The organism is Pseudolabrys sp. (assembly GCF_035943735.1).
Classification (GTDB): domain Bacteria; phylum Pseudomonadota; class Alphaproteobacteria; order Rhizobiales; family Xanthobacteraceae; genus Pseudolabrys.
In genome coordinates, this window is record NZ_DASZBV010000017.1 from 107297 (window position 1) to 122143 (window position 14847).

Sequence of the window (14847 nt, forward strand, 5' to 3'; positions counted from 1 at the left end):
ATGACCGCTCAGCTCTTCGTTCTCGACGCCGCGCGCCCGACCGACACACCCAAGGTCGGGCAGGGCGCTGCTCGCTCAATCGATGCCAAGGGTAGCGCGCTCATTACCGTCGACATCCTTCGTGGCGAGCGCCTGCGCCAGCTCGATCTGCAGCCATACTGGCAGGATCTGGTGAGGCGCGCCGAAACGCCGAACGTCTTCATGAGCCCGGCCGTGATCGCCGCAGCGGCCGCCGTCGATCCCGATCTTGTCGCCTTGGCGGCGTGGCAACCGGCGGCCGGCGGACCACGGCTTGCCGGTCTGTGGGTGTTCTCGATCGGACGGCCTAACCGGTCGCCGCTGCCGATCCGCGTGTTGCGCGCGCCGCCGATCGACCATGCCTATCTGTCGTCACCGGTAATCGACCGCGACGTGGCCGAAATCACATTTGGTGCCATGCTCGACGCCGTCGCCAATGCGCCCGACCTGCCGAAGATCGTCGCCCTCGATGCGCTGAGTGCGGAGCCCGCCGCGCGCGATGCGCTGATGCGCGTGCCTGCGGCGCGCGGCTATGCGGTGCACACGTTCACGAGCGGCGAGCGGCCGATGCTCGCCTCCGGGCTCGATGCGAAGTCCTATTTCGAGGCCGCTTTGTCCGCCTCGAGCCGCAAGAAGCTGCGCCAATACCGCCGCCGGCTTGGCGAGAAGGGGCGGCTGGAGACGCGCCACCTGACCGCGCCGGAGAGCGTATGTGCCGCATTCGAACAATTCCTTGCGCTGGAAGCGCAGGGCTGGAAGGGCCGCGCCGGCACCGCTCTGGTGAGCAGTGCCAACGACGCCGCGGTCGCGCGCACGATGGTCGCGGCGCTGGCGCGCGAGGGCGCCGCATCGATCTTCGCGCTCGAGCTCGATGGGCGTCCGGTCAGCATGCAGGTCGTGCTGCGCGCCGGCTCCATCGCCTTCACCTGGAAGACAACCTACGACGAGGCCTTCGGCGATTTCTCGCCCGGTATGCTGCTGCTCGAGGATTACACCGCGGCGCTGCTCGAGGACCGCCAGGTCGGCGCCGTCGATTCTTGTGCCTTCGATGCGAACTCCTACATGGGCACGTGGATGGAACGCCGCCACGTCGCCAATGTGTGGATTGGCGTCGGTCCGAACAGTCAATTCCGTCTTGCCACCCAGTTGCAGAGCGCCTTCCTGCGCGTGCGCGCGACGGCCAAGACGCTCTATCTGCGCGCCCGCAAAGGCGCGAAGTCGCTGAACACCCGAATTCGTCTCAACAACACACCCGCAGCGCGGGAGAGCAGCAATGCATGACACGCAAGTAGCAATCGTCGGCGGGGGCCTTGCGGGCTCGCTCGCCGCGGCGATGCTGGGACGGGACGGCGTCGACGTCGTCTTCATCGACCCGAACAAGCAGTATCCGGCCGAATTCCGCTGCGAGAAGCTCGACGGCGACCAGATGGCCATCCTGCGCCGGACCGGGCTGGCCGATGCGGTGGTGAGCAACTCGACGCATGACCGCGAAGCCTGGGTTGCGCGCTACGGGCGCATCGTCGAGAAGCGTCCGGGTGACCAGCAGGGCATCTTCTATGCGTCGCTCGTCAACACGGTGCGTGCGGAGATTCCCACCAATGTGCGCCACATCGAGGCGAAGGCGACCGGCATCACCACAAGCGTCGACCGCCAGACGGTGACGTTGTCGAACGGTGAAGAAGTGCGGGCACGGCTCGTCATTTTGGCGAACGGCCTGAGCCTGTCGCTGCGCGACGCGCTCAAGCTCGGCCGCGAGACGGTCAGTAAATGCCATTCGATCAGCATTGGCTTCAACATGAAGCCGCTCGGGCGCGAGGCGTTTCCGTTCCCGGCGCTGACCTATTACAGCGAGACGCCGGCGAACCGTGCGGCGTTGATCACCATGTTCCCGATCGGCGAGGCGATGCGCGCGAACCTCTTCGTCTACCGCGACATGGACGATCCGTGGCTGAAGGCGTTCCGCACCGCTCCGAAGGAGACGCTGCTGGCGATGATGCCATCGCTAGCAGGCCTCGCCGGCGATTTCGCCGTCGACGGCTTCGTGCAGATCCGGCCGGTCGATCTTTATGTCAGCACCGGCCACGAGCAGGACGGTATCGTGCTGGTCGGCGACGCCTTCTCGACCTCGTGCCCGGCCGCCGGCACCGGCGCGCGCAAGGCGCTCAACGATATTGAGCGCCTGTGCAACCACTACGTCCGCGCCTGGCTGGAGACGCCTGGCATGGAACGGCAGAAGGTCGCCCAATTCTACGCCGATCCGGTCAAGCGCGCCTGCGACGATTTCGCCAAGGACAAGGCGTTCCAGCTCAAGTCGTTCTCGCTCGACCCGAGCCTCACTTGGAACCTGCGGCGCTGGGGCAAATTTTTCGCGCAATCCGGTCGCTGGGCGCTGCGCGAGGCGATGAAGAACGAAGTGGCGCCGGCGCGCGAGGCGCGCGTGCTGGCGGGCGATGAACAGCCGTCCCTGAACTGACACGATCCGAGCAAACATCCGGGCATCCGGCAGGAAAGATCGCACCAATGACACAGGCCGCCGTCGTTCGCGTCGAACGCGCGCCCCCGCCACAGGCGGACGCGGCCTCGCGCTCGCGCGCGCCGGAAGGTGCGCTGCTGTTGTCGGTGCACGCCGACCTCGGCGAAATCGAGCGGGTATGGCGGGAGTTCGAGCGGCATGCCGACTGCACCGTCTTCCAGAGCTTCGACTGGCTGTCGACTTGGCAGGAGCAGGTCGGGCTTCTGAACGCGGTGGCGCCGCGCGTCGTAATGGGGCGTGCAGCGAACGGCGCGGTCGCCTTCATCGCGCCGTTCGCCATCGCGCGGAAGTCGACGCACAGGGAACTGGTCTGGCTCGGTTCCGACCTCAACGATTGCAATGCGCCGCTGCTCGCGCGCGGCTTCGCGCAACGGTGGGACGCCGTCGCCGACCTGTGGCCGCGCGTGCTCGACTGTATCCGCGGCTTTTCGGACTCGGCGTTCGATGTCGTGCGGCTGGAAAAGATGCCGGCGACCGTCGCAGCGCAGGCCAATCCGTTTGCCGCGCTGGAGACCACGATTCATCCAAGCGGCTATTACGCAACGCCGCTGGGGTCCGACTGGGAGACCTTCTACACGTCGAAGCGCTCCTCTTCGACGCGTCGCCGCGACCGCACCAAGCGCAACCGGCTCGGTGACTTCGGCGCGGTAGCTTTTTCATCGCTACCCAGCGGGCCGGACGCCGTCGCCGCGCTCGACGTGCTGGTTGCTCAGAAGTCCGCGACCTTCGCCAGCCGCGGCATTCCCAATTTCTTCGCCAAGCCCGGCTATCTCGCCTTCTATCGCGCGCTGGCCTCGAGCGCGCGCACCGGCAGCCTCGTCCACGTCAGCGAACTGCGCGTCGGCAGCGAGGTGGCGGCCGCCAGTTTCTGTCTGATGTTCGGCGGCCGCTATTATTATCTGCTGTCCAGCTACACGGACAAAGAAATGGCGCGCTTCGGGCCAGGCGCCGTGCACCTGCACGAACTGATGCGCTACGCCATCGGCCAGGGCGTCAATGTCTTCGATTTCACCATCGGCGACGAGACCTACAAGCGCGACTGGTGCGAGGAGACGGAGAGGCTCTACGACCACATCGCCGTCGCCAGTTGGCGTGGCGCGCTTGCCGTGCTGCCGATGCGCGTCGCGCGCAACGCGAAACGCACGATCAAGCAGACGCCTGTGCTGTGGGCGGCGTTCACCTGGCTGCGGAAGGCAACGTCGCGGATCGCGCAAGTGCTGCGCTTCGGCGGTCGCTCGGCCCCGGCGCCTGGTGCGGACGCTATCGTCTTGTCCGAGCCGTCGGCTCAGACGGGCCAGATGCCCTAACGCACATTCGCCGCGGCCAGTGGCGGCGCCTGTCAGGGCTTCGCATGGCCGCACCGCAGCAAATGCCGTAGCCGCCGATCCTGCGCCACGGAACCTCTGCCGCGACCGATCGGTTGAAGGTGGGGGAGAGGATCGACATGCCGCGCTCCGCGACCATCACGCGTTTTCCCGGACTCAGGCTCGGCCGAGCCAACGACAACGACGTCGGCCCGTTAAACTGGCGTCGCGGCCTGTTCCGCATGTGGGTGCTGGTTTCGAGCGCGTGGGTGCTGGGCTGGGCCGTCTACCTGGCGATCTGGGCCCTGCGCTGGGGTTTCGACCGCCTGGGCGACCTGCTTGCAATCCCCGTGCTGCTGTTCGGACCGCCGCTTGCGCTGCTGCTGTTCGGGCTGGCGACGGTCTGGGCGTTCCGCGGCTTCGCGCCCGACAAGCGGGCTTAGGCCTGCGCGACGTCCTTGCCGGCGTCCTCTCGCGCGAAGGTCGGCGCCGTGCGGTCGAAGAGTATCTCCAGCGTATAAGCGTTCGGGCAATAGTCGTGATAACTCTCCGCGAGCTTGCTGTCGGCAAGGTCACGCTCGCATTGCCGCTTGTAGCCGCAGTTGATGCACAGCCGCTGCAAATCGCGCATGACCAGCGGGTCCTTCTGCGCCAGGGCAGCGGGATCGACGCCGAGCGCCTTCAGCATCTCCTGCAGCAGGCGGGCGCCGTCCGGTCCGCGTCGGGTGAGGGTCAGCAGATCGGGCGGCGCGAGCGCCAAATCGCGCGCGATGGCGGCGACCTCCTCGGGTCCGCAAGCGCCGAGCTGGCGGCCGGTGTCGACGGTGTCGCGGTAATTCCTTACCCAGCGGGCGATCGCGCCGAAGACGCTGTCGAAGCCGGAATAGTGCGGTTCAGCCGGACGGTTTTCCATCGCTGGGTCCTCCATAACGAATGCTAGGAGTCGCCGCGGTGGCGGCCTTGACCTGGGTCAATCGCCGGCCGGCGCCCGCTTTTTTGATCCGATTTTCGCCCTTCAGAATGCCGGAATAATTTTACAGCCTGCCGGAACCAAACCCGGTGCGGAGCATTACGCCCTTGGCGTGAGGTATTACTGGGGGGCTCGGTTCAATCGCCGCCGTTACGACAATAACCAGACAGATGCCATGGGTTCGGCCTTCCGTCGCAGCCCTGGCTCGACGCTGCCGATGAACCGGATTGTCCTGTTCGAAGATAGGTTTAAGGGTCGAGCCGTCCGGCTCGCGGAGGAGGCTTACGATGGCGCGTCATAGCGGCGAGAGCCGACAGGCGAAGGCCAGGTCTGAATCCAAGGTCGCGGAGGCCATCGCGGCCGGCGGCGTGCTCGAGGTGGAGCGGAACGGCGCTGTCAAAGCCAACGGCACAACGAACGGCAAGGACGCCACGGAACTCCACGAGTTCCTGCACGCGCTCCAGGCCATGCGCGCCGGCGACTTCTCCGTACGCATGGCGGGGGACCACGACGGCATTGTCGGCAAGATCGCCGACACCTTCAACGAGATCGTCGCGGCCAATCAGCGTATGGCGCACGAACTCGAACGCGCGGGCGAAATCGTCGGCCGCGAAGGCAAGACGCGCCACCGCGTGAAATTCGGCTTGTCGAGCGGCGCCTGGAGCGAGATGGAGGGCTCCGTCAACACGCTGATCGACGATCTCTTGTGGCCGACCAAGGAAGTGACGCGGGCGGTCGCCGCTGTGGCGCAGGGCGATCTGATCAAGACGGTGCGCACCGAGGTCGACGGCCGGCCGCTCAAGGGCGAGTTCCTGGAGTCGGCGAACATCGTCAACACGATGATCAAGCAGCTCTCCGTGTTCACCTCGGAAGTGACGCGCGTGGCGCGCGAAGTGGGCACCGAAGGCAAGCTCGGCGGTCAGGCGCAGGTGCGCGAAGTGTCGGGCGTGTGGAAGGATCTGACCGAGTCGGTCAACTCCATGGCCTCCAACCTCACCGCCCAGGTGCGCAACATCGCCGAGGTGACGATCGCGGTCGCCAACGGCGATTTGTCGAAGAAGATCACCGTCGACGTGCGCGGCGAAATCCTGCAGCTCAAGGAAGCCATCAACACGATGGTGGATCAGTTGCGCTCATTCGCCTCGGAAGTGACGCGCGTGGCGCGCGAGGTCGGCACCGACGGCAAGCTCGGCGGCCAGGCGATCGTGCCCGGCGTCGCCGGCACTTGGAAGGACCTGACCGACTCGGTCAACGCGATGTGCGGCAACCTGACCGACCAGGTTCGTAACATCGCGCAGGTGACCACCGCCGTGGCGCGCGGCGACCTGTCGCGCAAGATCACCGTCGACGTGCGCGGCGAAATTCTCGAGCTCAAAGACACCATCAACACGATGGTGGATCAGTTGAACGGCTTCGCTTCCGAAGTCACACGCGTGGCGCGCGAAGTGGGCACCGAAGGCAAGCTCGGCGGTCAGGCGCAGGTGCCCGGCGTCGCCGGCACCTGGAAGGATCTGACCGACAACGTCAACTTCATGGCGTCGAACCTGACGGCGCAGGTGCGCAACATCGCCGAAGTGGCCACCGCCATCGCCGGCGGCGACCTGTCGAAGAAGATCACCGTCAACGTCTCGGGCGAAATCCTGCAGCTGAAGGAAACCATCAACACGATGGTGGACCAGCTCAACGCCTTCGCCGGCGAGGTGACGCGCGTGGCGCGCGAGGTCGGCACCGAAGGCCGCCTCGGCGGCCAGGCCAACGTGCTCGGCGTTGCCGGCACCTGGAAGGACTTGACCGACTCCGTCAACTCGATGGCATCCAACCTGACGGCGCAAGTTCGCAACATCGCCGAAGTGACGACCGCGGTCGCCGGCGGCGACCTGTCGAAGAAGATCACCGTCGACGTGCGCGGCGAAATTCTCGAGCTCAAGGACACCATCAACACGATGGTGGACCAGCTCAATGCCTTCGCCGGCGAGGTGACGCGCGTGGCGCGCGAGGTCGGCACCGAAGGCAAGCTCGGCGGCCAGGCCATGGTGCGCGGCGTCGCCGGCACCTGGAAGGACTTGACCGATAGCGTGAACTCGATGGCGTCGAACCTGACCGGGCAGGTCCGCAACATCGCCGAGGTGGCGACCGCGGTCGCGCAGGGCGACCTGTCGAAGAAGATCACCGTCAACGTGTCCGGCGAAATCCTGCGCCTGAAGGAAACGCTGAACACGATGGTGGACCAGCTCAACGCCTTCGCGTCGGAAGTCACGCGTGTCGCGCGCGAGGTCGGCACCGAAGGCAAGCTTGGCGGTCAGGCGCAGGTCCCGGGCGTCGCCGGCACCTGGAAGGACCTGACCGACAACGTGAACTCGATGGCCGGCAACCTGACCGGCCAGGTGCGCAACATCGCCGAAGTGACGACCGCCGTGGCCAACGGCGACCTGTCGAAGAAGATCACCGTCGACGTGCGCGGCGAAATTCTGCAGCTCAAGGACACCATCAACACGATGGTGGACCAGCTCAACCGCTTTGCCGGCGAAGTGACGCGCGTCGCGCGCGAGGTCGGTACCGACGGCCGTCTCGGCGGTCAGGCCAACGTGCCCGGCGTCGCCGGTACGTGGAAGGACTTGACCGACTCCGTGAACTCGATGGCCGGCAACCTGACGGCGCAGGTGCGTAACATCGCCGAGGTGACCACCGCCGTGGCGCGTGGCGATCTCGGCCGCAAGATCACGGTGGACGTGAAGGGCGAAATCCTCGAGCTGAAGAACACCATCAACACAATGGTGGATCAGCTCAATGCCTTCGCCGGCGAAGTGACGCGCGTGGCGCGCGAAGTCGGCACCGAAGGCAAGCTCGGCGGTCAGGCGGAAGTGCCCGGCGTCGCCGGCACCTGGAAGGACCTGACCGACAACGTCAACTTCATGGCGTCGAACCTGACGGCGCAGGTGCGCAACATCGCCGAAGTGGCCACCGCCATCGCCGGCGGCGACCTGTCGAAGAAAATCACCGTCGACGTGCGCGGCGAGATTCTGCTGCTTAAGGAAACGCTCAACACGATGGTGGAGCAGCTCCGCTCCTTCGCCGCCGAAGTGACGCGCGTCGCGCGCGAAGTCGGCACCGAAGGCCGCCTCGGCGGTCAGGCGGTCGTGCCCGGCGTCGGCGGCACATGGAAGGACCTGACCGACAACGTCAACCTGCTCGCGGCGAACCTCACCACGCAGGTCCGCAACATCGCCGAAGTGACCACCGCCGTGGCGCGCGGCGACTTGAGCCGCAAGATCACGGTGGACGTGAAGGGCGAAATTCTCGAGCTCAAGAACACCATCAATACGATGGTGGACCAGCTCAACGCCTTCGCCTCGGAAGTCACGCGCGTCGCGCGCGAGGTCGGCACCGAAGGCAGGCTCGGCGGCCAGGCCGAAGTGCCCGGTGTCGCCGGCACCTGGAAGGATCTGACCGACACCGTGAACGTGATGGCGGCAAACCTGACCGAACAGGTGCGCGGCATCGTGAAGGTGGTGACGGCGGTCGCCGACGGCGACCTGAAGCAGAGCCTCACGGTGAAGTCGAAGGGCGAAGTCGCGGCGCTGGCCGAGACCATCAACAATATGACCGCCACGCTCGCCACTTTCGCCGATCAGGTGACGACGGTGGCCCGCGAAGTGGGCGTCGAAGGCCGTCTCGGCGGCCAGGCCAACGTGCCCGGCGCCGCCGGCACCTGGAAGGATTTGACCGGCAACGTGAACCTCTTGGCCGCCAACCTGACCACGCAGGTGCGCGCCATCGCCGAGGTGGCGACCGCGGTGACCAAGGGCGACCTGACGCGGTCGATCCAGGTCGATGCCCGCGGCGAGGTGGCCGAGCTCAAAGACAACATCAACACGATGATCGGCAACCTGCGTCTGACGACCGATCGTAACACCGAGCAGGACTGGCTGAAGACCAACCTCGCCAAGTTCACCAACATGCTGCAGGGGCAGCGCGACCTCGGCACCGTCGGCCGGCTGCTGCTCAGCGAACTCACGCCGCTCGTCAACGCGCAGCAGAGCGTGATCTACCAGATGGAGGCGGAGAACGAGCCGCGGCTGCAGCTCCTCTCGTCCTATGCCGGCTCCGAGCCGGGCGGGCACCCGAACGTGCTCAGGCTCGGCGAGAGTCTCGTCGGTCAGTGCGCGCTCGACAAGCGGCGCTTGCTGATCACCGACGTCCCGGACGAGGCGATCCCGATCACCTCGGCGCTGTTCAAGGCCGCGCCGCGCAACATCATCGTGCTGCCGGTGCTGTTCGAAAGCCAGGTGAAGGCGGTGATCGAGCTCGCCTCGATCGACGTCTTCACGCCGCTGCAGATTACCTTCCTCGAACAGCTGACCGCCTCGATCGGCATCGTGCTCAACTCGATCGAAGCGACGATGCAGACCGAGGGCTTCCTCAAGCAGTCGCAGCAGCTCGCCGCCGAGCTGCAGACGCAACAGCGCGAACTGCAGCAGACCAATGAGCAGCTCGAGCAGAAGGCGCAGCAGCTCGCCGAACGCAACGTCGAAGTCGAGCGCAAGAACCAGGAGATCGAGCAGGCGCGTCGCGAACTGGAAGAGAAAGCGGCCGAGCTCGCGCTCACCTCGAAGTACAAGTCCGAGTTCCTCGCCAACATGTCGCACGAGCTGCGCACGCCGTTGAACTCGATCCTCATTCTCGGTCAGCAGCTGGGCGACAACCCCGAAGGCAACCTAAGCCCGAAGCAGGTCGAATTCGCGCGCACCATCCACGGCGCCGGCACGGATCTGTTGAACCTCATTAGCGACATCCTCGACCTGTCGAAGATCGAATCCGGCACGGTCACTGTCGAGGCGGAGGAGCTGCTCTTCTCCAACCTGCTCGACGCGGTGGGGCGGCCGTTCCGGCACGAGGCGGAGTCGAAGCAGCTCGGCTTCGAGGTCTCGGTCGACAGCGAGCTCGGCCGCAGCCTGACCACCGACTCAAAGCGCCTGCAGCAGGTGCTCAAGAACCTGCTTTCGAACGCGTTCAAGTTCACCTCGAGCGGCGGCGTCAGGCTCAAGGTGATGCCGGCGCAGTCGGGCTGGACCACGAACCATCCGGTGCTCAGTCAGGCCTCTGGCGTAGTGGCCTTCGAGGTGTCCGATACCGGCATCGGCATTCCGACCGAGAAGCAGAAGATCATCTTCGAGGCCTTCCAGCAGGCCGACGCCTCGACCAGCCGCAAATACGGCGGCACCGGTCTCGGCCTCGCCATCAGCCGCGAACTGGCGAGCCTGCTCGGCGGCGAAATTCAGCTGCGCTCGACGCCAGGTGTCGGCAGCACCTTCGTGCTCTACCTGCCGCTGCAATATGTCGGCTCGACGGTGACGGCGCGCGCGGGTGGCAACGCGCCGTCGACACAGGCGCCGGCCGGCGCAATGCTGTTGCCGGAGCGGGTGGCCGCGGAGGTGATCCCTGACGATCGCAGCGAGCTGATGCCCGGCGATCAGATCCTGCTCATCGTCGAGGACGACCCCCACTACGGCCGCGTGCTCGTCGATCTGGCACGCGAAAAGGGCTTCAAGGTGCTGCTCGCTTCGACCGGCGCGCAGGCGCTTGAGCTCGCCAAGCAGTATCAGCCGACGGCGGTCTCGCTCGACGTGTTCCTGCCCGACATGCTCGGCTGGAGCGTGCTCAGCCAGCTCAAGCAGAATCCGCTGACGCGCCATATCCCGGTGCAGATCATCACGCTCGATGAAGACCGCCAGCACGGACTGGCGCGCGGCGCCTTCTCCTTCGTCACCAAGCCGACGACGATGGAGGGCGTCGAGGAGGCGCTCGACCGCATCAAGGCCTATGCCGGCCGTCGCCGCAAGCGGCTGCTGGTGGTCGAGGACAACGCTGCCGAGCGCATGAGCATCTCGGAGTTGCTCGGCCACGACGACATCGAGATCGAGGCTGCCGAAACCGGGCAGCAGGCGCTCGATGCGATGCGCCGCGAGCTGTTCGATTGCGTCGTGCTCGATCTGCGCCTGCCGGACATGAGCGGCTTCGAGGTGCTGCAGGAGCTGAAACAGGAGAGCGCTCTGTCGGACGTGCCGGTGATCGTCTTCACCGGCCGCGAGCTCACCCCCGAAGAGGATGCGCAACTGCACACGATGGCGCGCAGCATCGTGGTGAAGGGCGTCGAGTCGCCCGAACGTCTGCTCGACGAGACGGCGCTGTTCCTGCACCGCGTGGTCGTGGATTTGCCGATCGAGAAGCAGCGCATGCTCGAACGGCTCAACAGTTCCGACGAGGACCTCGTCGGCAAGACCGTGCTGCTGGTCGACGATGACGCGCGTAACATATTTGCGCTGTCGAGCGTGCTCGAGCGCCACGGCATGCGCGTGCTGACGGCGACCACCGGGCGCGAGGCGATCGAGCTGATCGAGTCGAGCCCTGAAATTGCGCTGGTGCTGATGGACATCATGATGCCGGAAATGGACGGCTATCAGACCATCGAGCAGATCCGCGGCAAGGGAACTTTCGGACGCCTGCCGATCGTGGCACTCACCGCCAAGGCGATGAAGGGCGACCGTGAAAAATGTCTGGAGGCCGGCGCCTCCGACTACCTCGCCAAGCCGGTCAACACGGAGCAACTGCTCACAGTGCTGCGTATGTGGCTGCACCGCTGAGGTCAGTGCATGGAACAGAACGACAAAGTCAATATTCTGCTCGTCGACGATCAGCCGGCGAAGCTCTTAAGCTACGAGGTCGTGCTGCGCGATCTCGATGAGAATCTCATCCAGGCGAGCTCGGCGACCGAGGCGCTGGAAATCCTGCTGAAGAACGACGTCGCCGTCGTCCTCGTCGACGTCTGCATGCCCGACCTCGACGGCTTCGAACTGGCGGCGATGATCCGCGATCATCCACGCTTTCAGCGCACTGCGATCATCTTCATCTCGGCCATCCATCTCACCGACACCGACTATCTGCGCGGCTACGAGATGGGCGGCGTCGACTACGTGCCGGTGCCGGTCGTACCGGAGCTGCTGCGCGCCAAGGTCAAGGTCTTTGCCGAGCTCTATCGCAAGACCCGGCAGCTCGAGCAGCTCAATCGCGAACTGGAAAAGCGCGTGGCGGAGCGTACTGCCGAACTCGAGGCGTCCTCCGTCCTACTGCAGGAGAGCGAGCAGCAGCTGCGGCTGGCGACGGAAGCGGCCGAGATCGGTCTGTGGGATGTCGACAACGTCACCGGCGTCTTGTTCTGGCCGCCGCGCGTCAAGGCGATGTTCGGCATATCGCCGGACGTCCCGGTGAGCATGGCCGATTTTTATGCCGGGCTGCATCCAGACGATAGAGCAGTGACCGTGGCGGCCTTCACCGCCGCCTGCGACCCGGAGCAGCGCGCCCTCTACGATGTCGAATACCGTGCCCTCGGCAAGGAAGACGGTGTGGTCCGCTGGGTCGCCGCCAAGGGCCGGGCCCTGTTCGACGGCGACGGTCGCTGCGTGCGCGTCGTCGGCACTGCCGTGGACATCACCGAGCGCAAGCAGGCGGAGGAGCGCCAGCTCCTGCTCGCGCGCGAGGTCGATCACCGCGCGCGCAACGCGCTTGCGGTGGTGCAGGCGATCGTGCGGCTGACGCGCGCCGGTACGCAGCAGGGCTATATCGAGGCCGTGGAAGGCCGCATCCATGCGCTCGCGCAGGCCCATACGCTGCTGTCAGAATCGCGCTGGGAGGGCGCCGACGTGCGGACGCTTGTCGGCGAGGAACTGGCCCCGTATCGCGGCGGCGATGCCGCGCGCGTGAAGCTCGACGGGCCGGCGGTGATCCTGTCGCCGGAGAAGGCGCAGAATCTCGCGCTGGCGCTGCATGAGCTGGCGACCAACTCAGCGAAATACGGCGCCTTGTCGGCGGCGAAGGGCACTTTGGCCGTCGGCTGGCGGACCGACCGCAATATTCTCACGCTGTCCTGGCGAGAGGCCGGAGGGCCGCCTGTGCAGGCCCCGTCGGCACAGGGCTTCGGCACCAAGATTCTCAACGCCAGCATCAAGCATCAGATCGGCGGCAACGTCATCTGGGACTGGCGGCCGGGCGGGCTGCATTGCACCGTGCAGATACCGATCGAGCGCGAAGGCCGCCCGGCGGAGCAAGCCTCGCTCCACGGTGACGAGAACCTGGTGCAGCTGCCGACCAACGCCATGAAGCGCGTGCTCATCGTCGAGGATGACGCGATCATCGGTATGATGATGCGCGAAATCCTGTCCGACCATGGCCTGTTCGTGGTCGGCCCCTGCTGCAGCGTCGCCGAGGCGTTGGCCGCCGCAAGCGGCGAATTCGACTGCGCCATCCTCGATCTCAATCTCGGTGGCGAGTCCGTTTATCCCGTCGCGGCACAGCTCGTGGGGCGAAGTATCCCGTTCGCCTTCGTCACCGGCTACGGTCGTGAGAGCATCGATACGAAATTCGCTCATGTTCCGGTTCTGCAGAAGCCCATCACGCGCGAGGGCCTCGAAACATATTTGCGCACGACGCTCGGTGCGCAGCCGCCCGCCGATGTCCCAATCGGTAGCGGCAATTCGCCCGGTGCGGCATCGGCCCTCAGCGCGTAGTGTGGCTCTGTTGTGGCTGAATAGGGCTCTTGTCGAGGGGAGAGCCATTTGGATTGATCCGGTAATGCGACTTTTGCTCTTTTCATTATGATCGCCGAAGACGATGTCCTGCGCTTTGCCGCCGGGCTCTTCAAATCCGTCTGGGCTTTGGAGTTGCTGCTGGCGCTTCGGCGCGGCGGCGACCGGTCGTGGCTTGCCGAGGAGCTCATCAAGGAGCTCCGCAGCAGCCGGGTGGTGGTCGTGGAAGCGCTGAGCAATCTCGTCGTGGCCGGTCTCGTCGTCCAGGAAGAGGACGGGCGCTTCCGCTATCATGTCGGCAGCCCGGGTATCGACGAGATGATTGGCGAGCTCGAGGCGCTCTACGCCACGAAGCCGACGGTGGTCATGCGAGAGATCGTGACGACACCCAACCTGAAACTGAGAATTCTGTCGGATGCATTCAGGATCAAAGAATGAGCAACCCGGTCGCAACGATCGTCTATTTCCTGTGCTTCGCCACCAGCGCCGGCTGCGGCTGGCTGCTCGTGCGCAGCTACCGGCGCACGCGGTCCGCGCTGCTGCTGTGGACGGCTTCGTGTTTCGTGCTTCTCGGGCTGAACAATTTGCTGTTGGTGCTCGATCTCGTGTTCCTGCCCGACACCATCGATCTGCGGCCGGCCCGCCTGGCGACGGCTCTGGCGGCGCTCGCGACACTGCTCTACGGGTTCATCTGGGAGCTCGACTGAGATGTATAATTTCCTGTCAGGAATGGTGACCGCCGGCTATCTCGTCGCCGCGCTGTTTTTCTTCCGGTTCTGGCGCCGGACCAAGGACTCCTTGTTCGCCAATTTCTCAATCGCGTTTCTGCTGTTCGCCTCCGGCCAGTTCGGGTCGATCTGGTTCGACGGGCAACATGACGACAACACGTGGATATTCCTGTTGCGGCTCGCAGGGTTCGTCCTGCTCCTCGTGGCCATCGTGCGCAAGAACTTCACGCCGGCGGCGCCGAAGTAGCGCCGCTAACTGCGCCGCTTTGCCGGTTTCGCCTTGAGGAAAGCGGCGCAGAGCGCCGGATCGAACTCGCGATAATCGTTGGTGATCTCGCGTCCCTTCGGGATGTCGACCTTGGCGATGGCGTAGCCGTTGTGCAGGTACGTGTTCGGGTCGTCCGAATGATTGATGTAATGGTCGTTGTCAACGGTGAACAGGATCTCGCCGTCCACCCGGTAGGCATATGACTTGAGGAAATCGCGCGCCTGCTTCGGCAGCCGCGCGAATTGCTTTGGCGTATAGCATCGGTCGAAGCCCTCGACGAAGCGCCAGATCTTTGTGCCCTTGCGGATGCGCTCGGCGGCATAGACGCCGAGGCCATGGATCGGGCTCCTGTCGAGATAGGTCTTAACCAGCAGCATGTCGCCTTCGTCGGGGAATCGCGGGCAGGGATCGTTCCGCCACCGAAGGTCGGCGGTCGGCGCGTGTCAA

The 14847-nt window shown here is 65.4% G+C and carries 11 protein-coding genes; 9 read left to right on the plus strand and 2 right to left on the minus strand.

Annotated features, from left to right (window positions below):
* The 4 genes from VGV41_RS11620 to VGV41_RS11635 all read left to right on the plus strand — a co-directional run bounded on the left by VGV41_RS11620 (position 1) and on the right by VGV41_RS11635 (position 4298).
* The gene (locus tag VGV41_RS11620) at positions 1–1299 is read left to right on the plus strand and encodes a GNAT family N-acetyltransferase (RefSeq protein ID WP_326863996.1); all 1299 of its coding nucleotides are present in this window, start codon (positions 1–3) and stop codon (positions 1297–1299) included.
* Positions 1292–2491: an NAD(P)/FAD-dependent oxidoreductase gene (locus tag VGV41_RS11625; RefSeq protein WP_326863997.1), complete on the plus strand. Its 1200-nt coding sequence runs from the start codon at positions 1292–1294 to the stop codon at positions 2489–2491. Before VGV41_RS11620 ends, VGV41_RS11625 begins: the two co-directional genes overlap by 8 nt.
* A gap of 47 nt (positions 2492–2538) precedes the next feature.
* Positions 2539–3858: a GNAT family N-acetyltransferase gene (locus tag VGV41_RS11630; protein ID WP_326863998.1), complete on the plus strand. Its 1320-nt coding sequence runs from the start codon at positions 2539–2541 to the stop codon at positions 3856–3858.
* A 137-nt stretch (positions 3859–3995) separates the two neighbouring features.
* A complete protein-coding gene (locus VGV41_RS11635; protein WP_326863999.1) occupies positions 3996–4298 on the plus strand; it encodes a hypothetical protein in 303 nt (100 codons plus the stop codon).
* Here the strand turns inward: VGV41_RS11635 and VGV41_RS11640 are convergent.
* A complete protein-coding gene (locus tag VGV41_RS11640; protein ID WP_326864000.1) occupies positions 4295–4768 on the minus strand; it encodes a DUF6455 family protein in 474 nt (157 codons plus the stop codon). The two genes, VGV41_RS11635 and VGV41_RS11640, sit on opposite strands and share 4 nt — an antisense overlap.
* A gap of 524 nt (positions 4769–5292) precedes the next feature.
* On the opposite strand from VGV41_RS11640, the gene VGV41_RS11645 reads away from it, so the two are divergent.
* The 5 genes from VGV41_RS11645 (at position 5293) to VGV41_RS11665 (ending at position 14379) form a co-directional block, all read left to right on the plus strand.
* Complete coding sequence (locus tag VGV41_RS11645) at positions 5293–11466, plus strand: HAMP domain-containing protein (protein WP_326864109.1); 6174 nt, start codon at positions 5293–5295, stop codon at positions 11464–11466.
* 9 nt (positions 11467–11475) lie between these two features.
* The gene (locus tag VGV41_RS11650; RefSeq protein WP_326864001.1) at positions 11476–13386 is read left to right on the plus strand and encodes a response regulator; all 1911 of its coding nucleotides are present in this window, start codon (positions 11476–11478) and stop codon (positions 13384–13386) included.
* A gap of 87 nt (positions 13387–13473) precedes the next feature.
* On the plus strand, positions 13474–13842 hold the full coding sequence (locus tag VGV41_RS11655) for a hypothetical protein (protein WP_326864002.1): 369 nt from the start codon (positions 13474–13476) through the stop codon (positions 13840–13842).
* A complete protein-coding gene (locus VGV41_RS11660) occupies positions 13839–14111 on the plus strand; it encodes a DUF5985 family protein (protein WP_326864003.1) in 273 nt (90 codons plus the stop codon). The genes VGV41_RS11655 and VGV41_RS11660 overlap by 4 nt, the downstream gene beginning before the upstream one ends.
* A gap of 1 nt (position 14112) precedes the next feature.
* On the plus strand, positions 14113–14379 hold the full coding sequence (locus VGV41_RS11665; RefSeq protein ID WP_326864004.1) for a DUF5985 family protein: 267 nt from the start codon (positions 14113–14115) through the stop codon (positions 14377–14379).
* 5 nt (positions 14380–14384) lie between these two features.
* Here the strand turns inward: VGV41_RS11665 and VGV41_RS11670 are convergent, their stop codons facing one another.
* The gene (locus VGV41_RS11670) at positions 14385–14777 is read right to left on the minus strand and encodes an SET domain-containing protein (RefSeq protein ID WP_326864005.1); all 393 of its coding nucleotides are present in this window, start codon (positions 14775–14777) and stop codon (positions 14385–14387) included.
* Positions 14778–14847: the final 70 nt, after the last annotated feature.